The organism is Olsenella uli DSM 7084 (genome assembly GCF_000143845.1).
Classification (GTDB): Bacteria; Actinomycetota; Coriobacteriia; order Coriobacteriales; family Atopobiaceae; genus Olsenella; species Olsenella uli.
This window is the reverse complement of the sequence record NC_014363.1, coordinates 473932-500654: the sequence shown is the minus strand read 5'-3', so window position 1 is coordinate 500654 and position 26723 is coordinate 473932. Positions and strand designations below refer to the sequence as shown.

24 protein-coding genes, 1 tRNA gene and 1 pseudogene are annotated in these 26723 nt (G+C 64.1%); 13 read left to right on the top strand and 13 right to left on the bottom strand.

The genetic code is table 11. The annotated features are described in order from the left end of the window. The first annotated feature begins 41 nt into the window (after window positions 1-41). From OLSU_RS02240 to OLSU_RS09595, 5 genes and pseudogenes are all read left to right on the top strand, one after another. Complete coding sequence (locus tag OLSU_RS02240) at window positions 42-875, top strand: type IV toxin-antitoxin system AbiEi family antitoxin domain-containing protein (RefSeq protein WP_013251326.1); 834 nt, start codon at window positions 42-44, stop codon at window positions 873-875. Beyond that, a complete protein-coding gene (locus tag OLSU_RS09300; protein ID WP_013251325.1) occupies window positions 863-1228 on the top strand; it encodes a nucleotidyl transferase AbiEii/AbiGii toxin family protein in 366 nt (121 codons plus the stop codon). The genes OLSU_RS02240 and OLSU_RS09300 overlap by 13 nt, the downstream gene beginning before the upstream one ends. Beyond that, window positions 1156-2046: an ORF6N domain-containing protein gene (locus tag OLSU_RS02235; protein WP_236697203.1), complete on the top strand. Its 891-nt coding sequence runs from the start codon at window positions 1156-1158 to the stop codon at window positions 2044-2046. Before OLSU_RS09300 ends, OLSU_RS02235 begins: the two co-directional genes overlap by 73 nt. Before the next feature lie 459 nt (window positions 2047-2505). Then, window positions 2506-3627, top strand: a pseudogene (locus tag OLSU_RS09895) (Mu transposase domain-containing protein); the annotation flags it as partial. Between the two features lie 451 nt (window positions 3628-4078). Next, complete coding sequence (locus OLSU_RS09595) at window positions 4079-4846, top strand: ATP-binding protein (RefSeq protein WP_013251323.1); 768 nt, start codon at window positions 4079-4081, stop codon at window positions 4844-4846. Between the two features lie 170 nt (window positions 4847-5016). On the opposite strand, the gene OLSU_RS02220 is transcribed toward OLSU_RS09595, so the two are convergent. From OLSU_RS02220 to OLSU_RS09890, 5 genes are all read right to left on the bottom strand, one after another. After that, window positions 5017-5199 carry a hypothetical protein gene (locus OLSU_RS02220; protein WP_162260690.1) on the bottom strand — a complete coding sequence of 61 codons (183 nt, stop codon included), beginning with the start codon at window positions 5197-5199 and terminating at the stop codon, window positions 5017-5019. A gap of 94 nt (window positions 5200-5293) precedes the next feature. Next, a complete protein-coding gene (locus OLSU_RS02215) occupies window positions 5294-6250 on the bottom strand; it encodes a hypothetical protein (RefSeq protein WP_013251320.1) in 957 nt (318 codons plus the stop codon). Window positions 6251-6304: 54 nt separating this feature from the next. Then, window positions 6305-7783 (bottom strand): hypothetical protein, encoded by a 1479-nt coding sequence (locus OLSU_RS02210; protein ID WP_013251319.1) that lies wholly within the window; start codon window positions 7781-7783, stop codon window positions 6305-6307. Then, a complete protein-coding gene (locus tag OLSU_RS02205; RefSeq protein ID WP_013251318.1) occupies window positions 7773-8816 on the bottom strand; it encodes a hypothetical protein in 1044 nt (347 codons plus the stop codon). Before OLSU_RS02205 ends, OLSU_RS02210 begins: the two co-directional genes overlap by 11 nt. Window positions 8817-8948: 132 nt before the next feature. Further along, window positions 8949-9227: a hypothetical protein gene (locus OLSU_RS09890; RefSeq protein ID WP_081439222.1), complete on the bottom strand. Its 279-nt coding sequence runs from the start codon at window positions 9225-9227 to the stop codon at window positions 8949-8951. Between OLSU_RS09890 and OLSU_RS09885 the strand changes: the two genes are divergently transcribed. From OLSU_RS09885 to OLSU_RS09480, 3 genes are all read left to right on the top strand, one after another. Further along, window positions 9226-9837: a transposase gene (locus OLSU_RS09885; protein ID WP_081439221.1), complete on the top strand. Its 612-nt coding sequence runs from the start codon at window positions 9226-9228 to the stop codon at window positions 9835-9837. The genes OLSU_RS09890 and OLSU_RS09885 overlap by 2 nt on opposite strands. Window positions 9838-10119: 282 nt before the next feature. Next, complete coding sequence (locus tag OLSU_RS02195) at window positions 10120-11658, top strand: hypothetical protein (RefSeq protein ID WP_013251316.1); 1539 nt, start codon at window positions 10120-10122, stop codon at window positions 11656-11658. Then, the gene (locus OLSU_RS09480; RefSeq protein WP_148219039.1) at window positions 11621-11980 is read left to right on the top strand and encodes a hypothetical protein; all 360 of its coding nucleotides are present in this window, start codon (window positions 11621-11623) and stop codon (window positions 11978-11980) included. Before OLSU_RS02195 ends, OLSU_RS09480 begins: the two co-directional genes overlap by 38 nt. Window positions 11981-12167: 187 nt before the next feature. Here OLSU_RS09480 and OLSU_RS02185 read toward each other — a convergent pair whose 3' ends face one another. The 6 genes from OLSU_RS02185 to OLSU_RS02160 form a co-directional block, all read right to left on the bottom strand. Then, a complete protein-coding gene (locus tag OLSU_RS02185; protein WP_269083695.1) occupies window positions 12168-12797 on the bottom strand; it encodes a VaFE repeat-containing surface-anchored protein in 630 nt (209 codons plus the stop codon). A gap of 39 nt (window positions 12798-12836) precedes the next feature. Beyond that, a complete protein-coding gene (locus OLSU_RS02180) occupies window positions 12837-13340 on the bottom strand; it encodes a hypothetical protein (protein ID WP_013251313.1) in 504 nt (167 codons plus the stop codon). A 111-nt stretch (window positions 13341-13451) separates the two neighbouring features. Beyond that, entirely contained in the window at window positions 13452-14015 is a 564-nt protein-coding gene (locus OLSU_RS02175) for a hypothetical protein (RefSeq protein WP_013251312.1), read from the bottom strand. Window positions 14016-14434: 419 nt separating this feature from the next. After that, window positions 14435-14511, bottom strand: a tRNA-Met gene (locus tag OLSU_RS02170). Window positions 14512-14543: 32 nt separating this feature from the next. Then, the gene (locus OLSU_RS02165; RefSeq protein ID WP_013251311.1) at window positions 14544-15851 is read right to left on the bottom strand and encodes an AI-2E family transporter; all 1308 of its coding nucleotides are present in this window, start codon (window positions 15849-15851) and stop codon (window positions 14544-14546) included. A 68-nt stretch (window positions 15852-15919) separates the two neighbouring features. Further along, complete coding sequence (locus OLSU_RS02160) at window positions 15920-17368, bottom strand: glycoside hydrolase family 32 protein (RefSeq protein ID WP_013251310.1); 1449 nt, start codon at window positions 17366-17368, stop codon at window positions 15920-15922. 75 nt (window positions 17369-17443) lie between these two features. Here OLSU_RS02160 and OLSU_RS02155 point away from each other — a divergent pair, with 75 nt between their 5' ends. The 4 genes from OLSU_RS02155 to OLSU_RS02140 all read left to right on the top strand — a co-directional run bounded on the left by OLSU_RS02155 (window position 17444) and on the right by OLSU_RS02140 (window position 23315). Beyond that, on the top strand, window positions 17444-18430 hold the full coding sequence (locus OLSU_RS02155) for a LacI family DNA-binding transcriptional regulator (RefSeq protein WP_013251309.1): 987 nt from the start codon (window positions 17444-17446) through the stop codon (window positions 18428-18430). 199 nt (window positions 18431-18629) lie between these two features. Then, on the top strand, window positions 18630-20606 hold the full coding sequence (locus OLSU_RS02150) for a PTS beta-glucoside transporter subunit IIBCA (protein WP_013251308.1): 1977 nt from the start codon (window positions 18630-18632) through the stop codon (window positions 20604-20606). A 103-nt stretch (window positions 20607-20709) separates the two neighbouring features. Further along, window positions 20710-21660, top strand: coding sequence for a PfkB family carbohydrate kinase (locus OLSU_RS02145; protein ID WP_013251307.1), 951 nt, complete (start codon window positions 20710-20712; stop codon window positions 21658-21660). A gap of 134 nt (window positions 21661-21794) precedes the next feature. Next, on the top strand, window positions 21795-23315 hold the full coding sequence (locus OLSU_RS02140) for a glycoside hydrolase family 32 protein (RefSeq protein ID WP_013251306.1): 1521 nt from the start codon (window positions 21795-21797) through the stop codon (window positions 23313-23315). Window positions 23316-23359: 44 nt separating this feature from the next. On the opposite strand, the gene OLSU_RS02135 is transcribed toward OLSU_RS02140, so the two are convergent. Continuing rightward, complete coding sequence (locus OLSU_RS02135) at window positions 23360-23902, bottom strand: hypothetical protein (RefSeq protein ID WP_013251305.1); 543 nt, start codon at window positions 23900-23902, stop codon at window positions 23360-23362. Between the two features lie 254 nt (window positions 23903-24156). Further along, a complete protein-coding gene (pepT, locus tag OLSU_RS02130) occupies window positions 24157-25506 on the bottom strand; it encodes a peptidase T (RefSeq protein ID WP_013251304.1) in 1350 nt (449 codons plus the stop codon). Between the two features lie 406 nt (window positions 25507-25912). Here pepT and OLSU_RS02125 point away from each other — a divergent pair, with 406 nt between their 5' ends. After that, on the top strand, window positions 25913-26596 hold the full coding sequence (locus tag OLSU_RS02125) for a glycerol-3-phosphate acyltransferase (protein ID WP_013251303.1): 684 nt from the start codon (window positions 25913-25915) through the stop codon (window positions 26594-26596). The last annotated feature ends 127 nt before the right edge of the window (window positions 26597-26723 follow it).

Sequence of the window (26723 nt, the reverse complement as noted above, 5' to 3'; positions counted from 1 at the left end):
GCGCCGGCTCTTCCGCGCCGTCTCACGGTGGATGTGAGCAGATGAAATACGCTGATTTACAGTTTATAATTCATGGATACGGTTACATTTTGTACCCGTTTCTACTATACTTCGTCTGTATGAAGTTCAAAGACTACATAGAATCGCACCAGGCGTTCACGACGGGGGACGTCTACGCCATAGCGGCGGTGGAGGCCGCACACACGCAGCTACGGCGCGCCGTCAAATCCGGCAAGGTGGAGCGTGTGCGACGAGGCGTCTACGTGTCCAAGACCGGCAAGTTTACCGGCGAGGCGCCCGACCCGTTCCTCGTTGCCAGGACCGCCGACCCCGAGGCCGTGATCTCGTACCACTCTGCCCTCGTCGCCCACGGCGTCGCGCACAACGTCGGCTTCGAGTGTGCCTTCAGATCCGCAAAAGTACGCTCGCCGTTCGAGTACGGGGGCATCCGCTACGTTCCATACGACCTCGGCGATAGCCCCCGGACGCAGGCCATGCGCTCAAGGTCGTATGGCACGGCTAGCGTGACCACGCGCGAGCAGACCATCGTCGATTGCCTGACGAGTCCCGGGAGGGCAGGCGGCGCTGAGGAGACCGTGCGGTCCTGCTCGGCGTTTCCCTATCTTGACATCGATGTCTTGCTTGAGATCCTCGGCGGCGCGCCTGCAGCCGTCGTCGCCCGCGCAGGCTGGCTCCTCGATGCAAAGCAAGCTGACTGGGGCGTGGCAGACGAGACGCTTCTGTCGCTCGAAGAGAGGCTCGGGCATGGCCCGTCCAAACTCGATCCTAAGGCGAAGGAGAACAGGGGCTGGAGCTTTCGATGGAAGCTGTACCTGCCCGAGACGGAAGGGGAGGTCCTCTCATGGACATCATGAGCACCGACGAGTTCGAGCCGAGAACCGTGGACAAGGTCGAGCGCCTGCTCGACCTCCTGGACGAGATGGAGCGCCACCCCTCCCTCAAGGGCAAGCTGGCGCTCCACGGCGGCACGGCGATCAACCTCTTCATGCTCGACGTTCCGAGGCTCTCGGTTGACATCGACGTCTCCTACATCGGGAGCGTCTCGTGCGCTGGCTCTTCCGCGCCGTCTCGCGGTGGATGTGAGCACGCGCTTGATAGAATTGCATCAATGGTTCGAGGAGAAAGGCTACGGCCATGCCCGACAAAGAACCTGCCAAGACTGAGACATCAATCGCTCTCTCAAGCGACGCGCAGATCAGGGACATGATCTACACCGTGCGGGGACAGCAGGTGATGCTCGACAGCGATCTCGCCGAACTGTACGAGGTTGAGACCGGTGCACTCAACCGTGCAGCCAAGCGCAACGAGGATCGTTTCCCTGAGGATTTCCGGTTCAGGCTTACTGACGATGAGCACGAAAACTTGAGATGCCAAATTGGCATCTCAAGCGATGACCTGCGGGAATTCGCATCTGGCGGTCGTCGTTACATGCCTTATGTGTACACCGAGCAAGGCGTGGCGATGCTCTCGGGCGTGCTCCGCAGCAAGGCCGCGGTCGACACAAGCGTACGCATCATGCGCGCCTTCGTCGAGATGCGGCGCTTCATCGCGGACAACGCCCATATGTTCGAGCAGATCAGGAGCATCGACCATAGGCTGGACAGTCTCGAGCGCTCGACCGACGAGCGCTTCGAGCGCGTCTTCGACTACATGGAGACCCACGAAGCGCCGAGTCAGAAGGTCTTCTTCGAGGGACAGGTCTACGACGCTTTCGAGCTCCTGGTTTCCCTCGTGCAGAGGGCAAGGCGCGAGATCGTCCTGGTCGACGGCTACGTGGACACGGGAACGCTCAACATCCTCGCCAAGAAGCAGCCAGGCGTCCCCGTCACCGTGTGGACGCACCCCAGGACCAGCCTCACCGCACGTGATGCGGCAACCTTCAATGCGCAGTACCCGACGCTCGAGGTCAAACACACGACCTCGTTTCACGACCGTTTCCTCATCCTGGACGGAGCCGAGGGCTACCTGGTGGGGGGCGTCGCTGAAGGACGCAGGCAAGAAGAGCTTCGCCGTCGCCAAGCTTGAGGACTCAAGCATCATTGAATCGATTCGCGGCGCGCTTGGCGAGTAGGAGATTAAAACGTGTGACATCTTTGAGGTCGCAAACTGCGACCTCAAAGCGCCTAAGCCCCAAAGCCAACCTGACGCTTGGCAAATGCGATAAACTGTAACTAGTAAACCTGCCTGGCCTCTGCTTTCGGGCACGCACACTGGCGGGTCTTCTTTATGCGTAGCCCCACCAAGTCGCCCTGCCCCGAGCCCGAAGGCAGGGACAGCCGCTCAGGCCAACCTCCCGTCGGAACAATCAACGGGATAGCGGAGTAGCCTTCTCAGCCCGTCGCCAGGCACAATGCCATAGCGTGAGCGGTAGCGTGTGATGGTACCGCCCATCCGATGAGCATGGTACCGACATTTCGGCCTAACAGGTACCATGTGTGACCCTTTCAGCGAAGGGGCCAAAGGGGTCCCCGAGCAGAAGGGGGCATGCATATGCCCAAGGGGAGGAGGGTGCCGGCCATGCACGCCAGGGGCGGGCACAGCCAGGCCGACGTGGCCGCGATGGTCGGCTGCGGCAAGGGGGACGCGAGCGAGTGCGCGAGGTTCCTGCGGGGGAGCGGAATCGGCGCCGGGGAGCTCGAGGCGATGTCCGGGGCCGACGCCGCCTCGACATTCGCCGCGCCCCCCGGGGGTCGTGACGGGTCGCGCCTCCAGGTCGACGCGCCGGCGCTGGTCGAGGGAAGGTCCGGGGACCCCAGGCCTCCGCTCGGGCCCATGCGGGCCGAGCGCCGCGAGGCCGCATCCGCCGCGAGGAGGCTGCCGTGCCCGTGCCCCCGGCTCTGCGAGACCTTCTCGGAGGGGGCGAGGAGGCCCGGCGCCCCCGCCCGCCTCGCGCGCGAGCCGGGCCAGAGGGCCTGCGTAGGCTGGGCGGGGGATGTCGCCTGGCCCACCGGCCGAGCCACGGGCGGGAGGGCCGAGGCGTGCGTGCCGGTCACCTGCCTGCCGCGGTCCGGATGGGTGTGGGCGGGCGGCTACGCCGGCATGCCCATGGGGGGCTGGCAGGACGGGCGCATGCGGGCCCTCGAGGCCATCGGCGGCGTTCCGCGCGTGCCCGTGCCAGGCAGCCGTGCGACGGCCACCGACCGGGCGGGCGCCGGCGTCACCGGGGCCAATGATGCCTATGGGCGCCTCGCCGGGCACCACGGCCGCGGGATCCTCCCCGAGCGCGTCAGGAGGCCGAGGGACAAGGGCCTGGCCGAGGGGACGGTCGACATGGCCGGGCGGTGGGCGATCGCCCCCTCGCGCGGGCCGCGCCTCCGCGGCCTCGGCGAGCTCAACGACTGCCTGGGCGACGGGGTCGGCTGGCCCAACGCGCGCGAGGTGCCCGGCTGCGGCGCGCCGCGCGACGAGCGCCCGCTCGAGGGGCTGCCGCACCTGCCGCCGCCGCCGTCGCGCCACGAGGTCTGCGGCTGGCGCCGGCCCAGGGTGGCGCCCGACTGCCACGTCCGCGTCGGCCACATGCGCCACCCGGTCCCGCTCGCGCCCGTCGGCCGCACCGTGGGCGTCGGCGTCACGGGCCGCGCCGTGCGGGTCATGGACGGCGGCGAGGTCGTCGCCGGGCGCCCCGGGCCCCGGGGCGGGCGGGGCCGGTACCCCACCGACGAGTCGCACATGCCGCCCGAGCACCGCGACGCGAGGGGCCCCCGGTCGCGCGAGAGCCTCGGGTCCCGGGCGGACGGGGTGGGGCCCGCGACCGGCGAGTGCGTGCGGGGGGTGCCCGCCCCCGGGTCCGTCGTCGAGCGGGCGCTCGCCGCCTGCCGCAGCATCCCGGGGCTCTCCAGGTCGCGTTCGCCGGAGCTGCCGGAGAGGGCGTGCGCGCGGTTCGTCGCCGGCCCCGCGGTGCCCGGCCACACCGCGCCGAGGGGCACGATCGCCACCACCAGGGCCGAGGGCGCCGACGGCACGCCTGCCGGCCCAGGCACCGGCATGCCGGCGGCCGCCGCCGTCGGCCGCGCCGAGTCCGCCGGCCGCGCGGGGGGCGCCGACGCCTGGGAACGGGGTGAGTGGCGTGCCCGCCGAGGGGGACTTCGCCGAGTCTGCCGCCTTCCGGGCGCGCGCCATGGGCCAGGGGCCGCGCGAGATGCGCGAGGGCGAGTCGCACGACTCGTGGGCCCTCGAGGGGAAGGCGAGGGGGACGATCGACGCCGGGGAGGCCGCCGGGCAGGCGAGGAGGGTGGCGAGGCCGGTGAGGGGGGCCCGCCTCAGGGAACCCGCGGCCCGCGTCGGGGGCATAGTCCACATGCCCGAGCGCAAGTCGGGCAAGGGCCGCGTCGCCAGGCTCGCCGAGTGCCCGTGGGCTGAGGACGACGAGGCGCTCGCGGCCATCTCGAAGACCGGCCGTGGGAAGTCGCTCGTGGCGCAGGCCATCGGAAGCGCGGCGCGCGGGAGGCTGCCGCCCACGCGCCACGCCCGGCCGGCCGACCCCTGCGCAGGGCTCGACAGGGCGCGCCTGGCCAAGGGCGGCGCCCACCTCCGGCTGACGGGCCGGCTCAGGTCGATCAGGCCGCTCATCATCGACGACTCCCCCACGACGCCGATGGAGACCGCCAGCTCCGTCGACCCCTTCGAGATCCCGGAGGCCAGGGAGGGCAGGCGCGCGACGATGATCGCCTCGCAGCCGGGGCCGAACGAGCGGTACCTGAGGACAGGGGGCGAGCCCATCGCCGACCCGATCCTCGGCCGCGTCGCGTCGGCCTGCAGGTACCTCGACATCGACGGGCCGAACATGAGGAAGCGGATCGCTGACAACCGCCCGAAGAGGGAGTGACGCGCGGTACCACCTAGGCCGGAATCGCGGTACCGCTCTCGCCAGATTGGCGGTACCGCGACGCCCTACTGCTCAAAGTCGATTCGGTCGCTCTCGCCCTGTGTCTTCAGCTCGGCGATCTGGCTGCGCAGCTGCTCGGCCGTCTCGGCATTCTTGGCGGCGTCGGTCACCTACTGCTCAAGCTCAGCGATGCGCCCGTCGCGCTCGGCGATGGCCTTCTCCCAGTCCTTGCCGCTCATCTGCGGCTGCTCTTGCGCCGCTTGCTGCTGCCCGATGTGCTGCGAGGCTTGCGGCTCTTCCTGCGTCTCTGTGTCATGGTTATCACCAGCCATGTCGGCCTGCATTTCGGTCATGGCCGATACAAACAAATCGGCCCTCTAACACTGCGAGCAGGTTAGAAGGCCGTCACAAAGTGGTTCTTTGCACGTCTGAGGCGATTCTGGATTACTAAGTCACGCCTTTGAGCTCGTAGGGTTTTTTCTTGTAGAGCCCGGAAGCAACGTGGGATTTGAAAAGCCTGGTAAACAGGTCTTCGAGCCTCGCTCGTTCGAGGTCAACTTTGAGGAACTCCTCTTCACTAACGGTTGTCTTGAGAACGTCAATGGTCTGATTCGTTCCATAGGCAGGATCGAAGTAATCAAGATATCCGGTGATGGTGAGCGAGTCGACAAGATGAAAGGCATCTGAGTAGAACACAAGTGCAGCAGTGCGCACAATGATAGCATGAAGGACGCTGGCCCTCACCCTGAGCGAATTCTGCGCAGGTAATTCCTTCGTTTCGACCATCCATTCCTTTTCGTTGAAGGTGAACGAGTCGATGGTGCAGATCTCGTCAGCATTGGGAGCCCTGTACCGCACGAATAATGTCTTCTTAGCTTGGTCATAGCTCACGACTTGCACGCATGATTCATAGGGCTGAGGTCGATCTGGGAATTCCAGAGTAAAGCTATCGTTATGCAGCACTGTTTCGAAATAACCCATCACTTCTAAGGGATCGCCATCAAGATAGGCGCGCCTACGCTCGTCGATTTGCAGGTTGCATTGCTCCTGTTGCTTCAGGTAGACGGCACGGTCCTCCTCAACCATCCGCGCGTGCTCTGCTGTGTATTCTTGTTCCTTGATGTCGGCGAGCGTCTTACGTTGTTCTAATTCGGCTTTCGCCGTCTCGCTGAGTAAGGCGTGTACTCGAAGGAGCAGAGACACCCCTGCGTCTTTTCTCGCTTGGCTCCTGCTTTTATCCCTGGGCTCCCTGTATGCCCTCCGGTCAATCTGGCGCTCGTAATACTCGTCGGGGTCAAGCGGATGAAGGCCTGCATGGTGAAGGTGCAGGTAATAGTGCCTCAGCTCACGGAGGATGTCCATTTGTTCTGCGATGCGCTCGTCAACCGGCGGCAACTCATCCATTGATTACACCTCGATTTGTTGTGCAGCCCTACCTAGCTCGATAGCAACGACGAGCTACTCGCTCTCGCTTGCCAACGCAGGGTCTATCTCTGCGCCTTCCATAACCTTGCTGGTTAAAACAATCGTCCTACCAGAAGAAATACCTTCTGCCGAAATGCTAGCAATGATGATTTGGTAGTCAGAGAAATGCTCTTCGAGAAGGGCGACGCACTTTTCAAAGTTTTCCCGACTCATCTCGCGTCCGCGAATCGAGTCTATGATCAAAGGCAGCCTGACGTTGCAAATGCGCCTTACCGCATCTGCGTAGGCAAGCCTGAACGCGAATACAAGCAAGTGATAGTTGGTCCCGCTCTTTCGCTTCAACGTCTTGGTGAGCAGCCCTTTTGAATCCTTCCTGAAGTACTCTTCAATCCCAAGCTCAGCACAATAGTCGTCAATGGTAGTGGTGATGGAATCGAACAGCTCGTTGCCTACAGCGAAAGGCTGCTTCATTGCCCGCTTGATAGCTGCCTTCTCATCTCTGAGCGACTTAAGAATCGCCTCATATGCAGGCAGGTCAAGCTTCATCCCAGCAATTTGCCGATCAAATTCGCGTGTGTCTACACGCGGAACAGGGAACAGTGCGCCTTCGTATTCCTGAAGCCGCGCTTTAAGCTCCTCTATACGCTCGTCGACTCTCTTCTTCTCGGTAGTGAGCTCTAGCACTTCGCCGTTGAGATACCGGTCGTTATCTGTGAAATAAAGGAGGTTGTCTGGTGTGATTGCAACCTCCCCGTCATCTGTCCTAACCCGGAGGCCCATGTCAACGATGTAGTCGACGAAACGCTTGTTGCCGTTTTGGGCGCGTCGGATGGTCGCTATGCGCTTCTTGAGTGACGCAGACTGTATGCGCAGCTGCGTAAGGCGCTCGCGGTCCCGGCTCTTATCAGGAGCCATCTCTTTTGTATCAGGGATATCGACCATCCGATCTTTGTATCCTGTTGCTTCCACAAAGAACTTGTACTTGTCTATCTCCGCATCAAGCTCTCGCAGCCTAAGAAGCTGTCTGCCGTAATCTCCTCCAGACAGGCCCCGAAGCAATGCCTCGATGGAAAAGCGTATGTCCCCGATGACCTTGCCACGGTTGAGCAGAGTCCAACCCCTGTCCTGGTCGATGTAGTGCGCGCCGAGGAGGTTATCTGCTATCTCACCGTTCTCGATGCCGTAGATGCACTTCTTGATTTCTCGTGCCTCGAGTGACGGTATGAATCGCTGTGGCTCCCCATCGCCTGTTACTGTAATGGTGTTGCCTTCGCGTTCGAGCTCTAGCCTTTTGCCCGCATCGGTAGTAATCACAAGGCGCGTAACAAGCTTCTGCGGATCGAACCCCTGCGTCATGGAGACCTCTTCGCCCAGGGCATAGAGGACCAAGCGAACAAGGGTCGTCTTCCCAACATTGTTGACGTTGTTGCTGCTAATCACAGTCAGACCGTCACCAAAAGCGAAAGATTTGACGAACATCCCCTCGTGGATATCAAGAGACTCAATTACCAAGGTTGACACCGTCCTTAACGCGCTTGATTACATCCTCTCTGCGGAGCACCTTGCGCATGATGAGCTTTGCAACAATCTCGCGCGTCTCGCCGTCGCCAATCTCGCCGAGTCCAAGGATGTCAACGTAATCGCCCCAACGTTCGTCAATGTAGCGCGTTCGCACCTCTTTTCTCCCGCCGCTGTTATCTGCTAGGTATCTGTCGAAGTCGGTGGAGACTTTTGTGACAAACTCGAACTTCTGTGTGTGGTAATTGATGATCGAACCGTATTCCCTAACAGCGTCCTGCACATCTTCCTCGTCAAAACGCTCAAAGTCTTTGTCATCGGTATCGACTTTGCAGAGCATAACGATGACAGGCCAAACGAAATCTTCCTTGCTGAGAGTGATGTCGGTATCAAGCGTGCCTGCGTTTTCCTGCATCATCGTGCCCCATTGGTCACGCAACAGACCATCGTTGACATCACCACGCCTGCCAAGGTCTAAGCGAGAGAGCAGGTCTTGTATCGCCGCGCGGATGTGCTTGTGCCTCGTATCTCGATCATCACCATAGAAGCCTATTACGCTTACCGCCATGACAGGATAGGCGTCATCCCCTATGCCATGCGCAGCGCCTTTTTCCCTGATGTAGTTCTGGACCCCATCTGGCAGCTCATCGAACCTTAGCGTTCCTCCACCATGCAGGTCTGATACGTCGTGCGATTTCCCAAACGGGTAATCATCATTGGTGACGAAGATGAGCTCGCGATAGTTCCCTTGCTTGATATCATCCGCAAGTGTTTTCAGAGCACCATCAAGCCGGTCGGTTGAACCTTTCCCAGGTTCATTGCCCGTCCTCGCTTTTGCTTGAGCGTAAACGACTGTGCCGTCATTTAGGCTGATCTCTATGTCCTCGTGGGCACCCTCAACCCTCACGCTGCTGGCATCTTCAATCCTTTGAATGAAGAGCACTATGGCTGCGTTGGTTTGAAACTCCCATCCGAACTCGGAAAAGGAGGCATTGCGGTCTACGTTCTTGTCGTCTTCGTCTGCCACAAACGCCTCCTTCCGATCGTGTGCCGATTGTTGGTGTCACGGGCCGCTTTGAGAAGAGGCGGCCATTGCCTAGAATCGAGCTTTGCGAAGGCAATCGACTCAAGAGAGGGGCAACGGCCACCGATGGATATTCTACAGGAAAAGGAAGCTCTGCGAGACCTGCCGATCCGCGAGGACGGAACGACAGGCATCAACGAGATGACGGGGCGCCAGCTCGAGGCGATGGCCGACCAGGTCACGGGCTGGCAGGCCGACGAGCTGTGCGGGGAGGGCAACCGGAGCCGCGGCTGCCGCAAGCGCAGGCCGGCCGCCACGGTCGGCGAGATCACGCTGCGCATACCCAAGCTGCGCGAGGGGCACGCACTTCCCGGACGGGCCCGTCAGGCCCCACTCGCGGGTCGACCGCGCCATGGTCGGCGTCGTCCGGGAGGCCTGCGTGCGCGGGCTCCCGGCCAGGAGGACAGGGAAGGCCGCCGACGCGCTCGGGCTCGCGTCGCCGGTCCCCTCGCGCGTCTCGCGCACGGCGGCGGACCTCGACGGGGAGGTCGCCGCCCCAGGCGCGCGGCGCCTCGGGGGCATGGCGTTCCCGTACCCGTGGCCGGGCGCCACCTACCCCGACTGTCGCGACGAGGGCCACGTGCGGTCCAGGGGCGTGGCGGCGGCGATCGCGTGCGGTGAGGACGGGTCGCGGCGCCTCGTCGGGTTCGGGCCGGCCTCCCCGGCCAGGGCGAGCCGCGCACGGCCCTCCGCGTCGCGCCTGTCGTTCTTCCCGGGGCGCGAGTCGGCCGAGCTGGGAGGCCTCGGGGAGGCCACGGGCCCCGCCAGCGTGTCGCCACGCGCCGGCATCCGTGCCGGCACGAATCCGCGCGGCCGCTCTCGCACGCGCCGTGGGACGGCTGTGGGAAGTCGGCCGCCCACTCGGCCATCTCCCCGTAGTCACTTCCCTCGGACGTGCGAGTCCCCGGCTCGTCGTCCTCGGGCGCCGGCGCACATATCGTTGTGGTTCGCGGGTGGCTGTTGATCCCGAAGTATGCACGATAGATAGGCATGGGGACCCTCCCGTCGGTCGTGGCGCCTCGGCGCCGTTCTGCCGCAACGGAACCATCCCGGCTCACGGGAGGTCCCCTTGGGGCCCCGACCCAGAGATAAGTTCCACTCCCTCAGTTCGGGTCATATCGTCTAGCTTGCGTGTGCTGATGAATCATTTTCAGCACCCCATAACCTAAAATGTCTACAACAAAGCAAGTCTATAAAACGGACGATTTATAAACCAACGCCCGCTTATTGAGGGGAGGATGGTTGCATGAAAAACGAGTCCAAAAAGGACCCTGTACACGCAAGCACACCTCATGGAATCGTTGCGGAAAACGCAACGATTCCAAAGATGGCAGAGCTCAGTGGCGATAGCGCAGCCAGATATCAAAATGTAAACCTGTCTTACGAGCAAGAGCGCTTCCACGCCCGGCAAGGCCATGGATTCGCTGCGGAACGTGCGAACACGTTACATGACAAGCTGCACGGGAAAGACGCCCGCATTCTTGGCGATGACAACGCAAAGAACGGGCCGGACCGCATCGTAAATGGCGAGTGGATCCAATCGAAGTATTTCCAAAATGGACGACAGGCGATAGACGCGTGCTTCGAGGATGGCGGAGATGGTGCCTTTCGCTATATAGGCAAACACGATAGCCCCATGACCATTGAGGTGCCCAAAGACGAGAATATATACGACCAGGCCGTTGAACGGATGCAAGAGAAGATCAGAAACGGTCAGGTAGAAGGCGTCACAGACCCTGCCGAAGCTAAGAATATCGTGAAGCAGGGAAACTACACCTACCAACAGGCCCGAAACATCGCCAAGGCGGGCAACATCGATTCGCTGAAGTACGATGCAACGAATGGCGCTGTTGTTGCTGCATCAGCATTTGGCGTAAGTGCAGTGATTGCCTTCTGCGCAAGCGTCTGGAGTGGGGACTCCCTAGATATCGCAGCAAAGAAGGCTGCATTATGCGGCGTCAAGGTTGCAGGAACCTCCTTCTTTGTATCGGTTCTCTCCCAGCAGCTTCTCAAAGCGGGTCTTAATAGCGCGATGGTTTCCGGTACGGAGGCGATTGCCAATGCACTTGGCCCGAAGGCATGCGCGGCCATCGTAAACGCCTTCAGGTCCGGCTCGAACATATATGGCGCTGCAGCTATGAAGAGCGCGGCGAAGCTCCTTCGTGGTAATGCGGTTGTTGCCGGTCTGACCGTGGTAGCCTTATCCTCCGTAGACATCTATGACATCGTTCGTGGGCGAATCTCATCAGCGCAGCTAGCAAAAAACCTCGCGACGACTTTCGGGTCAGTCGCTGGAGGAACTGGCGGCTGGATCGGCGGCGCAGCACTTGGAACCGCAATATTCCCTGGTCCGGGGACGATCGTCGGTGGGCTAGTCGGCTCACTTGGTGCCGGGGTCGCTGCGAGCAAGCTGATTGAAGTTTCTGTTGGCTACTTCGTCAAAGACGATGCCGACCAAATGCTGGCAATTATCACCGAAGTCATGAATGACGTTTGCAGCGAGTATCTTCTCTGCGAATCCGAAGCAAACGAGGTTGTTGAAAGTATTCAGGATGCCTTGAGCAATGGCGGCACCTTGAAGGACATGTACGCATCGGACAACCGCAGAGAATTCGCCCGCGTGCTCATACTTCCTCCAACAGAGGAGGTGGTTAGAAACCGCATAGAGATTGACGGCAACATCGACGAAATGCTCTCTAACGGCTTGGTAGCCGTGCTGAAAGAAGCCACAGAGGATGGTGACGGGAATGGAGACGATGGAGCAGCTCCTGAAGAAAGCCATTGAGAGCCATACAGACTCTTCAATAGCAGAAATCAGGGAAAAGGATACTGCTTTCTGCAAGATAGAGCTCCATTGCGATAGGCCTTTCAAGGCCGTTCGCGATAGCGCTATCGATGCGGGGACGGTCATAGAAGAGGACGAAGACAAGGGCATTGTAAGCGTCTTGATTAAAGGCGGCGCTGTCCCAACGCCTCCCGCTCTTATCGTCGCACGCGTGCAAGCAAATCAAGTTGAGCTCGCCTCTTATTTCCATGAAGGACTAATCCCACAGCATGCTGCAAAGAAAACGCTGGAGATTTTTGCAAAGGCTATGACAAGTTACTGACAGTGATGGCCAGTCTAACGTATGCAGCTTTTCATGGCGACACGTAGAAATAGACGCAAAAGACCACTTCAATAAGCTTTCTTTATTCCCGTTCCTTAGCCCGTGACACTGCGCCGGACGCCCTGCAACAGGCGTAGGCGGCGAGCGCCACGAAGCCGGAGAGGAAGCCGGCTATGAGGCGACGATACTAGGCCTCCTCTCCCTCGTCCTCCTCACGATGTCCCGTACCGATGCTGCGCGCGATGCCGATGACGGAGGCGGCGCAGCCCTCCGCAGCCAGGACGCAGATGCCCGCTATCGGCAGCTCATCTCCCGTCTGCGGGAGCTTGCTGCCGGGCGTCGGCGCCTCGGGAGTCTCAGGCGGCACGAGTCTTACGGTCTGTCCCTCGTCGTTCACGCCGGCATGTGCCGCGGCCTCCTGACCGCCCAGGGCGAACGACTCGAAGGCCACGAGCGCATTCCCTGCGAGTTCCATGCCGCCGAAGGTAAAGGTGACCTCCTGTGTGCCGTTCGCCGTATCGGTCACGAAGGCCACGGTGGAGGTGACGGCCTTGCCGTCAGAGCGTACGGGCTCACCGGTCTCTCTGTCCACGAGCGTGCCGGTGAGCGTGTACTCCTTGCCGGGCGTGGGGCCCGTGTAGGAGACGGTGCCCACGATGGTCACCGAGTCGTCGGCCACGGCCTCGTGGTCGCCGTCGTCTGCGTCGATCGTCTCGGTCTGCACGCCAGGCGCGGAAGGCGTCTTGTGGGCGGCGCGTCGTTGGTGAGCGTGCCCAAGTCCACGGTCACGGCGTCGCGCATGATGACCACCTCGCAGGTGGCGATACAGCTCCCCTTCGTCTTCTCCATGCCGCGCCTATCCAATCTCTCGCGCGTCCGGGCGCGTGCGCCCCGAGCGATCGATGGCCTCGGCGGAGTCCCTGGCGGCGCGTCCCCGGTCGGCCAGTGCGCGCGGGTCGTCGCCGTGCTCCTCGGCCCATGCGCGCCTCGAAGCCGTAAGCGCGTCCTTGATCTCTTGCGGCATGACCTTCATCACGTCCTTCACGCGCTTGCCGTCCGCATCGGTGACGGGGCGGCCCTCCGGGTCGAGGACCGACCTCTTGAGCCACACCTCGCGGTCCGCCAGAAGCGGGATGTCGCGCCACTCTGGCCCCTTGAAGCGCGACGCGTCCACGAAGAGCGGGGTGAACTCGCAGCTGCCCACGTCCTTGCCGTCGATGACAGTGCCGGCGGGAAGGCGCACCTGGTTGAAGGTCTTTCGTTCCCCCGTGGCGCGGTCGGTGTAGGCGATGTCCTCGCGCACGAAGTTCTCGTGGAGCGTGAGGTAGACATTTTTGCCCTGGCCTCTCTCATCTGCCATTTCTTCCTCCTTGTCGTTGCGGCGGCACGGGGGTCTCCGCCCTTGTCCTTGCTTGCTTCTTGCCTTTCTCGGCCTAGGTGACCATGGCCGCCTCCTTCCTCAGGTCGGCTGCTAGCCGCCCATGACGTCGCGCGCCCAGCCGCCGCTCTTCACGAGCGCGACGACGAGCATGCCGAGAAGCGCGGCCACGTCGTCGTCGGTCGTGGTGATGGAGACGGTCTGGAGGTCCAAGGCCGAGCCCGTCCCGAAGAGGTCGCTCACGCGCGACACCGCGATGCGCGAGACCTCGTAGACAGACTGCATGAGCTCGAAGCTGTGCTGCAGCACGAAGAGGAAGACCGCGTAGAAGACGAGCAGGAACACGACCTCCTTCACGCCCGGCATGGAGGCGTTGCCGTCCATGCGCTGGCTGATGCGGATGAGCTGCAGGATGAAGGTGAGCGAGAGTACGCCGCAGCCTATTGGTAGGATCGCTGCCTCCCAGACGCCGTGCACCACGTCGCGCATGGTGACGGTGCCGGCCGATCTCAGCATCTGGTCGAAGCTCGCCGAGAGCACGCCGTCGGTGCCGAGCCTGAGCACCGTGGCATACAAGGCGTGGAGGATCTCTCCTGCCTCCGACAGCGTGATGACGCGGCCCTCTTCCTCGTCTTCCCTTGCGTTCACGTTCTCCATGGACTTCCCTCCGTTCTTCGGCTTCACGCAGAAGCTAGCAGGAGGGCTTTAGGGTTGGTGGATTTCACTCGAAAGTCGAGCGGGCTTAACGCAAGCGCGAGCGCCAGAGGAGGAGCGCCGCGCTTTCGAGACCGCTCGGAGATTTTTTATAAAAATAGATAAAGGAGATAAGAGGTGCCGCCAGAGCGAGAGTAACCCGCCCGAAGCTACCGTCAGGGCGGTACATAGGTTTCGCCACGGCGGTAGTTAGCTTTCGCTGGGGCGGTTGTTGAAAAGTGAAGGTTTCGCCAAGGCGGCAGCTACGCCGTTTTCCGGGCGGTTTTTGACTTGCCAGAAAAAATTTTTGGTGGTCAAATGGTGGTCACGTTGGTGGTCAAAAGAAAACCCCCACCTGTTTTGCCAGGTAGGGGACGTGTTTTTGGTCGCGGGGGCTGGATTTGAACCAACGACCTCCGGGTTATGAGCCCGGCGAGCTACCAGACTGCTCCACCCCGCACTGTCTGGGCGCACCATGCGCGGAAAAAAATACTACGGGACATCCCCTTTGATGTCAACCGCCGTGGACGTGTCTTCACAACTCGCCGTGCCACCCCCACGCTCATGTGCATCTGCCCCTGTGCCGCCATCGCCGCTCGTGCCGGCATCTGCCCCTGTGCCGCCGCCCCCACCCACGCGCATCCGGCGCCGCCAGGCCACGAACTTCTCGAAGTAGATCTTCGCCAGCGCCGCGCACGGCACCGCGATGAACATGCCCAGCACGCCACCCAGCCTGCCCCCTGCGGTCAGGGCCACCAGGACCAGGATGGGATGCACCTCGACGCTGTCGCTCAGGATCTTGGGGTTGATGACTTGCCCATCCACGAACTGGATGACCAGCAGCACGGCCGCAGCCACGACCAGGCGGCCGATGTCGCCGTTGACCACGCAGACGGCGACCGTCAGCACGTACGAGACGATGGGACCGATGTAGGGGATCAGGTTGCCGATGCCGGTCGCGATGCCGATGACCGGTGCAAAGTCCACGCCCACGACCGTGAGCGAGACGCCCACCATCAGCCCCACCAGCACGGCATCGATGAACTGCCCGCGCATGTAGCCCGTGAACGCAAAGACCACGTCGGCACGGAACTCGGCGAAGCGCCCATAGCCCCTCTCCCCCATCAGGGAGCGCAGCACCCCGTTCCAATAGCTTGCCAGGTGGGGCGCGTCCACCATCAGGTAGACCGCGAAGATCGCGGCGAACACCATGGTCGAGGCGGCGTTGCGCACGGCCGTGACGCCCTTCGTGAGCGTCTGGCCCAAGCCGTCGCCATCGCCAAAGACGAACGTCTCCGCATGCTCCAGGGCCGCGTTCACGTCATCGGGCGGGACCCCCAGAGACGTCGTGAGCCGGATGAGCCACCTGTACAGGCCATCGGCCCCGTAGGCCAGGTACTGGGCCAGTGACTCCAGGTTCTCGAACCTGATGCGGTGGATCGATCCCGTGATGACCGAGAGCAGCAGCGCCACCAGGACCGACAGCGCCAGGACGAAGCACACGCAGACGAGGAGGACTCCCAGCACGTGCCTGAGCTTCTCCCTCCCCGAGAGGAGGGGGACGCGACCCAGCCTCCGGGCGAACCACTTGACCCCGGGATACAGGAGGATGGCAGCCAGGCCTCCGACGATGAGCGGACTCACGATGGCATAGACCCAGGCGAGTGAGGTCCCGACGGCATCCGCGATCTCGGCGAGGTGGACGGCCGCCAGCACGATGGCGACGATGGCGGCAGCCGTTGCGACCACGTAGCGGCTGATGGTCGAGTAGCGATCGTCGTCGAGCCTGAAGCGTCTCATATGAGTCCAATCTTGGCCACGGCAGCCCGCCCTCGTGCAAGCCACATGCCCGAACGTGCGCCCGTCACCTACGCCTCGACGTCCCAGAGCGTGACGCTGGCGCCCGGGGCGTCCACGCGAACGCCATAGCTCTCCGGGTAGTACCGCGTCGAGAAGGTGAGCTCCCCGTCGTTGAGGAAGACCTCGATCGACGAGACGTCGCCCACCACGCGCATGTTGCGCAGGCCGTCGAGGTGCTCGTAGCGGCACGTACGGCCGGCTCCGACCGAGTCCTTGCCCTCGTCCAGGAAGCGCATCTCGAAGGTTCCGCTGCCCCAGGTCAGGACCAGGTCCTCGGCAATGCGCACGTAGGCGAAGTCCAGGCTCGGGGGGAACTCGTCTACCAGCAGGTCGAAGCAGCGCGTGCCGTCCGCGCTCAGCGCGTCCTCACCGTGGCGCTCGTTGGCATGCCGCGCGTCCAGCTCGCGCACGGGCCGCTGCAAGACGCGCCCGTTGGCGGCCGTGACCTCGCGCGGGATGGTGAAGCAGTGCTGCCAGCCATCCTCCACCGTCTTGTTCACGTACTCGTCGGTGTCCGGCATCCCCATCCAGCCGATGAGGATCCGCCGTCCATCGTCCGACTCGAAGGTCTGCGGGGCGTAGAAGTCGAAGCCCGCGTCCCAGAGCGCGAAGGGGTGCAGGCGGCAGGCGCCCACGATGTCTCCCTGCAGCACGAAGTAGCCCGACTGGTAGACGTTGCGCCGGTCCCAGTCCTGCCCCTCGAGGCCCTGCGGCGAGACGGAGAGCACCTTCACCGTGGCCCCCGCGCCCGTGCGGCGGGCGTCGGCCAGCTCGAAGTAGTCCGGGCACTCCCACATGTAGCCAAAGGGGTACTCCGTCGACACGCGGTTGACGAGCTCCCAGCTGTCGAGGTCCGAGGACCCAAAGACCAGCACCTCTCCCCTGTCGTCCTCGCGCCGGGCCCCCTGCACCATGCGATAGCCGTCGGCAGAGCGCCAGACCTTGGGGTCGCGCACGTGGTTGGTGTCATCCTGGGGATAGTCCCCATTGGTCATGACCAGGTGCTTGTTGCCGAAGGTCATGCCGTCGGTCGACACCACGTGGACGGTGTTGGCCTCGCGGCCGCTGTTGACGTAGTCGTAGCCGTCCGCGTCCTCGCGCTTGACGTTGCCGGTGTAGAAGACGTGCATCACGCCGTCCTCGACGTAGGCGCAGCCCGAGTAGACGCCCGAGACGTCGAAGGGCTGGTCGGGATAGAGCGCCGTCCCCAGGTACTCCCAGCCCATGAGGTCATCGCTCACGGAGTGGCCCCACATCTTGACCCCACCCTCCGAGTTGAAGGGCGAGTACTGGAAGAAGGCATGATAGGCCCCATCGAAGCAGCACAGGCCATTGGGGTCGTTGAGCCAGCCGACCGGGGGGACGAGGTGGAACGCCTGGGCGAAGCGCCCGGGGCGCGCGTTCCTCTCGACCGCCTGGCGAAGCGTCTCGAGATCGTTGGCGAGCGGGTTACCCATGATGGCCTCCTTGGGCTGCGGCTTGTCGTGTAGATGATACGATGGGCGTTGGCGGTTTTCGACGAGGAGTGCGGGATGGACATCAACACCATTGCGAGGATGGCAGGCGTGTCGCGCGCGACCGTCTCGCGCTACCTCAACGACGGTTACGTGTCGGAGGAGAAGCGCCGCCTGATCAAGCGCGTCATAGACCAGACCGGCTACGTGCCCTCCCCCCAGGCGCAGACCCTGCGCACCGGCAAGACCAGGCTCGTGGGCGTCATCATCCCCAAGATCAACTCCCATTCGGTCTCGCGCATGGTGGCGGGGCTGAGCGTGGTCTTCAACGAGGCCGGCTACCAGATGCTCCTGGCGAACACCGACAACGACGCCAAGGAGGAGATCCGCTTCCTGCAGCTGTTCGCCGAGCGCAGCCAGGTGGACGGGGTCGTGCTCATCAGCACGATCGTCACGCCCGCCCACCAGAGGGCCCTCGACGCGCTGAAGGTGCCGCTGGTCGTGCTGGGACAGCAGATGGAGGGGCGGTCCTGCGTGTTCCAGGACGACTACCGCGCCACGCTCGAGATAACGCGCCTGGTTGCCGAGAAGAGCGCACATCCCGCGTTCATAGGCGTACGCGAGGACGACCTCTCCGCAGGCTGCCACCGCCACCAGGGCTTCCTTGCCGCCTGCAGGGAGGCGGGCCTCAACGTGCCCGACCGGGCCCAGGTCATAGGCGGCTTCGACGTGGATTCGGGCTACACCAGCTGCGAGGGGCTCCTCGAGGCCTACCCCGAGGTCGACGCGGTGGTGTGCGCCACGGACAGCGTCGCCTACGGGGCGCTGACCTGCCTGCGCGAGTACGGCCACGGCGTGCCGGACGAGGTTCAGGTGACGGGCATAGGCGACGGGACCCTCTCCCAGATCATCAGCCCCTCCCTCACCACCGTGCACAACTACTACAAGACGAGTGGCATCGAGGCCGCGAAGATGCTGGTCGCGGCCATGGCCGATGTCTCGGACAACGTGGCGCGCCAGATCATGATGGGCTTCGAGCTGCGTCGGAGACGCTCCACGCGCTAGGAGGGCCTACCGCTCACCGCGCGATAGATACCGTTCACGTCCGGCCCCACCCACTGAGGTGCGCATCCCCACATCTGGGAGTATTAGTATGAATATGAGAACGATTTCATATCACGATAGGGCAGTATGATTGATTTGGAGTCGGTCGCAGGAGCAAAGTGGTGTGAGAACGGTTCCATAACAGAGACAGGAGGACTCAATGGCACTTGATCACGCGCAAGCGGCGAGGGAGATCCTGGACGCGGTGGGCGGTGCCGGCAACGTCGTCTCGGCGGCGCACTGCGCAACGCGCCTGCGCCTCGTCATCGCCGACGATTCCAAGGTCGACAAGGCCAAGCTCGACGACTGCGTCGGCGCCAAGGGGAACTTCCAGGCAGCCGGCCAGCTGCAGGTCATCTATGGCACCGGAACCGTCAACAAGGTCTTTGACGCCTTCATCGCCCAGTCCGGGGTGTCCGCCGCGTCCAAGGACGAGGCAAAGGAGGCCGCGGCCAACAAGGGCAACGCCCTCCAGCGCGCCATCAAGGTCCTCTCGGACGTCTTCGTCCCCATCATCCCCGCCATCGTCGCGTCCGGCATGCTCATGGGCATCATGGGCGCCATCAGCTACATGGGCACCCCCGCCCCGGACGGGGCCGGCTTCTTCACGCTCGACACCACCACCGTCTGGTGGCGCATCGCAGCCCTGGTCAACGCCTGCGCCTTGGCCAACCTGCAGATCCTTCTGGGCTTCTCCGCAGCGACGGTCTTTGGGGGCAATCCCTACCTGGGCGCCTCGCTCGGTGCCCTGCTCATCAGCTCAGACTTCGTCAACGCCTACAACGCCTCGTCGGCCATCGCGGACGGCAGCATGGTGACCCTGAGCGTCATCCCCGGCCTCTACAGCATCGACTGGGTGGGCTACCAGGGCCACGTCATCCCCATCCTCGTGGGGGTCTGGATCCTCTGCTTCTTCGAGAAGCGCCTCCACAAGCTCGTCCCCGACATGTTCGACCTGTTCCTGACCCCGCTGCTGTCCGTCTCGCTGGCCGCCTACATCACGATCCTCTTCATCGGCCCCGTCTTCGTCTGGCTCGAGAACTCGATCCTGGGCGTCCTGCAGTTCCTGCTCTCCGTCCCCCTCGGCCTTGGCTACATGGCGATCGGCCTCATCTACTCGCCGTCCGTCGTCACCGGCCTGCACCAGATGTACACCGCGATAGACGTCTCCATGCTCGCCAACTACGGCGTCACGTACTGGCTGCCCATCGCCAGCGCCGCCAACATCGCCCAGGGCGGTGCCTGCCTGGCCGTCTCGCTCAGGACCAAGTCTGACAAGACCAAGGCCCTGGCCGTCCCTTCCGGCATCTCCTGCCTGCTCGGCATCACCGAGCCCGCCATCTTCGGCGTCAACCTCCCCAAGATCAAGCCGTTCGTCGCCGGCATGATCGGCTCCGCCTGCGGTGCCTTCTGCTGCTTCCTCTTCAACCTGGCCGCCAGCGGCACCGGCGTCACGGGCATCTTCGGCATCCTCCTGTGCATCCAGCAGCCCATCCAGTACGCCATCATGTTCGCCGTCGCCTTTGGCGTCGCCTTCGGCATCACGTCCGTGATCTACCGTGACGATGCCGTCGCCGCCGCGACCAAGGCCGAGACCACCGAGGCCGTCGCCGAGGTGTCCGCCACGGCAAACCAGGCCGCCGCCGTCGCCACGGCCGTCGACAACGCCGCTCCGGTCTCCATCGCCTCCGAGACGATCGTGGCTCCCATGAGCGGCAGGGCCATCGCCATGACCGAGGTCTCGGACCCCGTCTTTGCCTCCGAGGCCATGGGGAAGGGCGCCGCCATCGAGCCGAGTGACGGCAAGGTCTACTCGCCCGTCGACGGCAGCGTCACCCTGCTCGCCGAGACAGGTCACGCGCTGGGCCTGCTCTCCGACGCAGGCGCCGAGGTCCTTCTCCACATTGGCATCGACACCGTCGAGCTCAAGGGAGAGCCCTTCACCGCCCACGTCGCAGCCGGTGACAAGGTCAGCAAGGGCCAGCTCCTGATGGATGTCGACCTTTCGGTCATCAAGGCCGCCGGAAAGCCCGCGACCACCATGGTCATCGTCACCAACACCGACTCCTACGGCGCGGTCGAGGGCCACACCGGCTCCGACGTCGCAGCCGGTGACGACCTGATCGACCTCACGTAGGCAGCAGGCCGTCTCCTGACCACACGCTCACGCCTGCGGGGGACGGTCGCACCAGCGGCCGTCCCCCTCTTGAGCGACGCGGACCCAACCGAAAGGAACCCACATGTTTGCAGTCACCGCCCTTGGAGAGCTGCTCATCGACTTCACCGACGCCGGGACCTCTGCCGCAGGGCAGAAGCTCTTCGAGCGCAACCCCGGGGGCGCCCCCGCCAACGTCCTGGTTGCACTCGAGCGCCTGGGCATGTCCTGCGCCTTCATCGGCAAGGTCGGTGACGACATGCACGGGGAGTTCCTGCGCGCCACCCTCGTCGCCAACGACGTCAACTGCGACGGCCTCGTCAGCGACCCCGAGCACTTCACCACGCTCGCGTTCGTGGCGCTCTCCGAGGACGGCGAGCGCACCTTCTCCTTCGCGCGCAAGCCCGGGGCGGACACGCAGCTGCGCCCCGAGGAGGTGGACACCCGAATCATCCGCAACTCCAAGGTCTTCCACGTGGGCTCGCTCTCCCTCACCGACGAGCCTGCGCGCTCCGCGACCATGGCCGCGCTCGAGGCGGCCAAGGCGGCTGGCTGCGTCATGTCCTACGACCCCAACTACCGCAGCAGCCTCTGGCCCTCGGCCGAGGTCGCTTCCGGGCACATGCGCTCCATCGTGGGCTACATGGACCTCATCAAGATCTCCTGCGAGGAGTGCGAGCTCATGTGCGGCACCACCGACCCCCAGGCCGCGGCCCAGGTCCTTCTGGACCAGGGCGCGAAGGTAGTCTGTGTCACGCTCGACGCAGATGGCGCCTACGTTGCCACCAAGGATGGCGGCGCGACTGTGCCGAGCTTCCGTGTCGAGGCCGTCGACACCACCGGTGCCGGGGACTCCTTCTGGGGTGGGTTCCTGTGCGCCTTCGTGGACAGCAGGACCTCCCCTGCCGACGTGACCCTCGAGGACGCGAAGGGCTTCGCGCGCTTCGGCAACGCCGTCGCCTCGCTCTGCGTCCGCAGCCGCGGGGCCATCCCCTCCATGCCGACGCTCGCTGAGGTCGAGAAGGTCCTGGGCTAGGTCCGACCGCCCCTCTCGACCAGCATCATCCCGGTCGGCGCCTGCCCGGCCGGCGCCACGCTTGCCAGCGCCACGCCCGCTAACATCACGTCATGCCGACGCCCTGTCGCGACGAACCCAAGGAGACGAGAGCCGTGGCCATAGACTACAACGCCAACCCGAAGCACAACTGGCGCCTGCGCTTCCACCTCCAGACCCAGACCGGGGACATCACCGACCCCAACGGGCTGTGCCAGCTGGACGGGACCTATCACTTCTTCCACCAGCACCGCCGCCTCTGGCCCGACGCCGCGCATGGCTGGGCCCACTGGGCAAGCCGCGACCTTGTGAGTTGGGAGTGGATGGGCTGCCCCATCATGCCCGACTGCGACCTGGACCGAAACGGATCCTATTCGGGCTCCGCCGTCGTGCATGACGGGCAGATGTGGTGCTACTACACCGGAAATGCCCTGCTCCCCGGCGATCACGACTACGACCGCTCGGGTCGTCTCGCCAATGAGACCCTGGTGGTGAGCGACGGGGTGCGCTTTGGCGAGAAGAGGCTCGTCCTGGGCAACGAGGGCTACCCCTCCTACTGCAGCTGCCACGTGCGCGACCCCAAGGTGTGGCGACAAGGCGGCAGCTGGCACATGCTGCTGGGGGCGCGGACGATGGACGACCGGGGGGCCATCCTCCTGTACGGCAGCCCCGACGGCCTTGCCTGGGAGCTGGAGGGGTCGGCAACGGGCACGGGTGCCGAGCCCTTCGGCTACATGTGGGAATGCCCCAACCTGGTGCGTGTGGATGGGCGTGAGTTCCTCCTCGTATGCCCCCAGGGCGTGAGCAAGCGGCCCTTCTCGTTCCAGAACATCCATAACAGCGGCTACTTCCCCCTCGAGGGAAGCCTCGTCGAGCTCATGCGCGGCGACGGGGATCTCATGGGCGCCAGTGGCCCCTACCCCTGCATCGACGAGAGGAGCTTCGTCGAGCTGGACTTTGGCTTCGACTTCTACGCACCGCAGGCGTTCGAGGACGAGTCCGGGCGGACGCTCCTGGTGGGCTGGGCAGGCCTGCCCGACATAGAGACCCAGTACGACAACCCGACCCGTGCGTGGACGCACACGCTGACCGTGCCACGCGAGCTCACGACGAATGCCGCCGGCCGCATCTGCCAGTGGCCCGCCCGAGAGATCGACGGCCTGCGTGGCAAGGAGGTCAAGCTCACGGCGCAGGACGCCCACGGGCTCACGGGCACCGTCGGGACCTCCCCCTACGACGTCTTCGACCTCACGGGCGCCAGGGGGGCGCGCTTCGCGGATGGCAGCTGCGACCTTGTGATCGATGACATCGACGGGGAGGGGCGCGTCCTTCTGGGCAGCGAGCTCGAGCTCCTGGTGTGCGACCAGATGCTCGAGCTCTGCTTCCACGGGGCGGCAGGGGCCCATCGCGGCGTACGGCGCCTCCTTGCGAGCACGCTCTCGGCCGGTCGCGTGGAGTCGCTGCGCATGCTGGTCGACACCTCCATCGTGGAGGTCTTCGTGAACGGCGGGGAGGTCACCCTGACCACACGCTGGTACCCACAGGACGTCTCGGAGCTGTGCGTCACCTCGACGCTCCCGGGAGAGCACCGTGCCTGGGAGATGGGTTGCTACGGCTTCGCGGGCATGGGCGCCTAGGGAGGGAGCCGGGACGGGGACGCGAAGAGACGCCGGGGACGGGCTCACTCATGCACGCGGCTCTCCAGCACGTCATAGCGGTCGATGCGCATGAGGACCTGGTCCACGTCGATGGTGCCCCAGAGCGTGACGCGGCGGCGTCCCCGCGAACGCACGCGCACGCTCTGGTAGCCCACCAGCGAACTGGAGCTCGTCCACTCCATGCACTCGATAGCGTCGTAGGGAACGTCCACGCGGGGACCCACGAATGGCGTCACGCTCATGTGATCGCCATAGGTCACGACGCGATAGCGTACCATGCAGAACCACATGAAGAAGGCCATCAGCTCGAAGGCCGCAAAGAACGCGACGACCACGTCGGAGTCCGCCGCAAAGGCATCGACCTCGCACAGCCACCCGAAGATGACGCCCAGGACCGCCATGAACAGCATCGCGACGACGACGCTGCGCAGCAGGAAGCTCGAGACGCTGTAGGTGTCATGGTGGCTGTGATGGCGCTCAGCCAAACCCGGACCCATGAGGCTCGCACGCAGGAGCGCCACCATCGGCAGGACCACCGTCAGGAGAAGCCCCACGCCAAAGGTCATGACCAGGCCGCCACTCTACAGACACGCACGCCACGGGCGCGCAAGATGCCACCGACGCGCCCCCTGTCGTACATGCGGACCTCCCCTCATCTGTCGTCTGTGCCCACTGTATCCCACGGCACACAGCTGGCGGCCCAGCGCCTCGCAGGGGGCCCGGCTTTCGGCGCAGACGGCAGGACAAGGGGAAACGCTCCGGCAGGCGGTGAAAAAGACCCGGTAGACGGCTTGTCTTTTCTCGCACGCAAACGGGAGCGCTACGACTGGGGCACGGAGAACTTCCCCACCAGACGCTCAAGGAGGTCGACCGTGAGCTCAAGGCTACGCACGGGAACGAACTCGCGTACCGAATGCGCGTTGTAGCCGCCTGTCGCGATGTTGGGGCAGGGCAGCCCGCGCAGCGAGAGCTGCGAGCCGTCGGTGCCGCCACGGACGGCGACGACCTTGGGCTCGATGCCCACCTCCCGATGTGCCTCGAGCGCGTTGGCGATCAGGAAGGGACAGTCGCCAAAGGCCTCGGACATGTTGCGGTACTGCTCGCGCAGCTCCACCGTGACGGTCCCCTCCCCATGACGGCCGTTCAGGAAGGCCGCGATGTCACGAAGGACCTGTTGGCGTCCCTCGAAGCGACTGGCGTCGTGGTCGCGCACGATGTAGGTGAGAGTGACCTCGGACGCCGTGCCTCTGACCTGGATGGGATGGTAGAAGCCCTCGCGACCCTCGGTGTGCTCCGGGCGCTCGAAGGCGGGCACCAGCCGCTCGAACTCGCCTGCCACGGTGATTGCGTTGACCATGACGTCCTTGGCGCTGCCTGGGTGCACCATCACGCCGCGCACGCGCACGGTGGCCTCGGCTGCGTTGAACGTCTCGTAGTTGAACTCGCCCAAGGCCTCGCCGTCGACGGTGTAGCACCAGGCGGCGCCAAACTTATCGAGGTCCAGGAGGGCGGCCCCGTGACCGATCTCCTCGTCCGGCACGAAGGCGATCTTGAGCGTGGGGTGTGGCAGGCTGGGATCGTCCCCGAGACGCGCCACCAACGCGCAGATCTCCGCCACGCCGGCCTTGTCGTCAGCCGAGAGGAGCGTGCGCCCGTCGCTCACGACGATGTCCTGGCCCACGAACTGTCCCAGGTCGGGAACCTGATCGGAGGAGGTGGAGACCTCGGTGCCGTCGATGACGCCTGCGACCAGGTCGCCACCCTCGTAGTGGACCACGTGGGGCCTCACGCCTGCGGCAGGGGCGTCGACCGTGGAGTCGATGTGGGCGCAGAGGCCCAGGGCGGGAAGGCCCTCGGCACCCGCAGAGGCCGGAACCGTCGCGGTGACGTAGGCGTGCCCGTCCACGACGACGTCCTCGCAGCCCAGGGCGCGCAGCTCCTCTCCCAGAACGCGTGCCATGTCATGTTGTGCAGGCGTGGAGGGCGTCTCCGACTCGTTGTCGGGATCGGACTGGGAGTCGACCTGCACGTAGCGCAGGAAGCGCTCGAGCACGTCGGAGGGCTTGGGCTCATAGGATCTGGGCTCGCAGGGTCTGGGCTCGCAGGGTCTGGGCTCGCAGGGTCTGGGCTCGCGGTGCTTGGGTTCGCGGTGCTCGGTGGCGCTGGCCATGGCGGGGACCTTTCTCGTTGCGTGGGACAAACGGGGATTGCAGGCAGGGAAGCGTAGGCATAGGACAGGTCACGCCCTCCGAACAAGCGGGAACGCGCCCTGACACACCTCGTTCAGACCCTCTGATGGTACCCCAGTACGCCATGGCGCTGGCGAGAGGGACGCCGCGGTGCGGCTTGTCGCTGTGGAAAACCGGGGAACCACATTAACGAGCTCCCCAAAGATGGGGTCTCAGAGACTTCTGAGCCCAACGGGCAATCCCAAGGGACGCCATCGGCCCGACCAGCTACCCTTTAATCTAGCCGTCCCCCACCCTATCCACCCTCCACTCAGGAAGACTGGGAGACCAGACGTTACGAGCCCCCCGAGCGGAACCCGGCATAGATCCCCACAGGACGGAGCCAGCATGGTCGCAAGAATCTCATCGCTCCTCATCGGGTATGCCTTCGGCGGCCTCCTCACGGCCGAGGTCGTGTGTCGCACCCTCGTGCACAAGTCGTCCTTCGAGGTAGGGCAGGGCAACCCCGGCATGGCCAACGTCGGCCACGAGCTGGGCACCAAGGCAGCTCTCGCCGTGCTTGCGGGCGACATCCTCAAGACGCTCCTCGCCTGGATGGTCGCACGTACGGTCTTTGCCGATGCAGCAGGCGGCGCGGACGCCGCCGGCCTCTGGGCGGGCCTCGGTGCGACGCTCGGTCACAACTATCCCTTCTGGCACCGCTTCCATGGCGGCAAGGGCGTGACCACGACCTGCTCGGCCATCATCCTCACGAGTCCGCTCTGGGGCATCGCAGCGTCCCTTCTCGGATTCGCGGTCGTTGTGCTCTCGGGTTACCTCTGCGTGGGCGCCGTCGCGATATGCGGAGCGTTCTTCCTGTTCACACTGCTCGTCGGCACGTCCGAACAGGCAGCGGTCGCCCTCGTGCTGACGCTTCTGATGCTCCGCGCGCACTGGGGCAAGATCCGCGGAATCGCAGACGGGACGACCCGTCGTGCGACCCTCTCCGACAAGGTCTGGGACAGGCTCAGGAAGAAGGGCGGGAAGGACAGGGGCGGGAAGGACGGCGCGAAAGGCGATGCCGAGACATGATGCCGCACGGGGTGTTGTCGAACCTGGAGGGACCCGAATGTAACCAGCAAGCGACCCGACGCTTCATTCACAGGCGAAAGTAACAAAAACCCCTGAGGGACTTTTGGTACTTTTGGCAATTTTTGCG

Excerpts from the sequence above, each read along its gene's own strand:
- OLSU_RS02240 (WP_013251326.1), top strand. The coding sequence starts at position 42 with ATGAAATACGCTGATTTACAGTTTATAATTCATGGATACGGTTACATT.
- OLSU_RS09300 (WP_013251325.1), top strand. The coding sequence starts at position 863 with ATGGACATCATGAGCACCGACGAGTTCGAGCCGAGAACCGTGGACAAG.
- OLSU_RS02235 (WP_236697203.1), top strand. The coding sequence starts at position 1,156 with ATGCCCGACAAAGAACCTGCCAAGACTGAGACATCAATCGCTCTCTCA.
- OLSU_RS02220 (WP_162260690.1), bottom strand. The coding sequence starts at position 5,199 with ATGACCGAAATGCAGGCCGACATGGCTGGTGATAACCATGACACAGAG.
- OLSU_RS02215 (WP_013251320.1), bottom strand. The coding sequence starts at position 6,250 with ATGGATGAGTTGCCGCCGGTTGACGAGCGCATCGCAGAACAAATGGAC.
- OLSU_RS09885 (WP_081439221.1), top strand. The coding sequence starts at position 9,226 with ATGGTCGGCGTCGTCCGGGAGGCCTGCGTGCGCGGGCTCCCGGCCAGG.
- OLSU_RS09890 (WP_081439222.1), bottom strand. The coding sequence starts at position 9,227 with ATGGCGCGGTCGACCCGCGAGTGGGGCCTGACGGGCCCGTCCGGGAAG.
- OLSU_RS02195 (WP_013251316.1), top strand. The coding sequence starts at position 10,120 with ATGAAAAACGAGTCCAAAAAGGACCCTGTACACGCAAGCACACCTCAT.
- OLSU_RS09480 (WP_148219039.1), top strand. The coding sequence starts at position 11,621 with ATGGAGACGATGGAGCAGCTCCTGAAGAAAGCCATTGAGAGCCATACA.
- OLSU_RS02180 (WP_013251313.1), bottom strand. The coding sequence starts at position 13,340 with ATGGCAGATGAGAGAGGCCAGGGCAAAAATGTCTACCTCACGCTCCAC.
- OLSU_RS02175 (WP_013251312.1), bottom strand. The coding sequence starts at position 14,015 with ATGGAGAACGTGAACGCAAGGGAAGACGAGGAAGAGGGCCGCGTCATC.
- OLSU_RS02165 (WP_013251311.1), bottom strand. The coding sequence starts at position 15,851 with ATGAGACGCTTCAGGCTCGACGACGATCGCTACTCGACCATCAGCCGC.
- OLSU_RS02160 (WP_013251310.1), bottom strand. The coding sequence starts at position 17,368 with ATGGGTAACCCGCTCGCCAACGATCTCGAGACGCTTCGCCAGGCGGTC.
- OLSU_RS02155 (WP_013251309.1), top strand. The coding sequence starts at position 17,444 with ATGGACATCAACACCATTGCGAGGATGGCAGGCGTGTCGCGCGCGACC.
- OLSU_RS02150 (WP_013251308.1), top strand. The coding sequence starts at position 18,630 with ATGGCACTTGATCACGCGCAAGCGGCGAGGGAGATCCTGGACGCGGTG.
- OLSU_RS02145 (WP_013251307.1), top strand. The coding sequence starts at position 20,710 with ATGTTTGCAGTCACCGCCCTTGGAGAGCTGCTCATCGACTTCACCGAC.
- OLSU_RS02135 (WP_013251305.1), bottom strand. The coding sequence starts at position 23,902 with ATGACCTTTGGCGTGGGGCTTCTCCTGACGGTGGTCCTGCCGATGGTG.
- pepT (WP_013251304.1), bottom strand. The coding sequence starts at position 25,506 with ATGGCCAGCGCCACCGAGCACCGCGAACCCAAGCACCGCGAGCCCAGA.
- OLSU_RS02125 (WP_013251303.1), top strand. The coding sequence starts at position 25,913 with ATGGTCGCAAGAATCTCATCGCTCCTCATCGGGTATGCCTTCGGCGGC.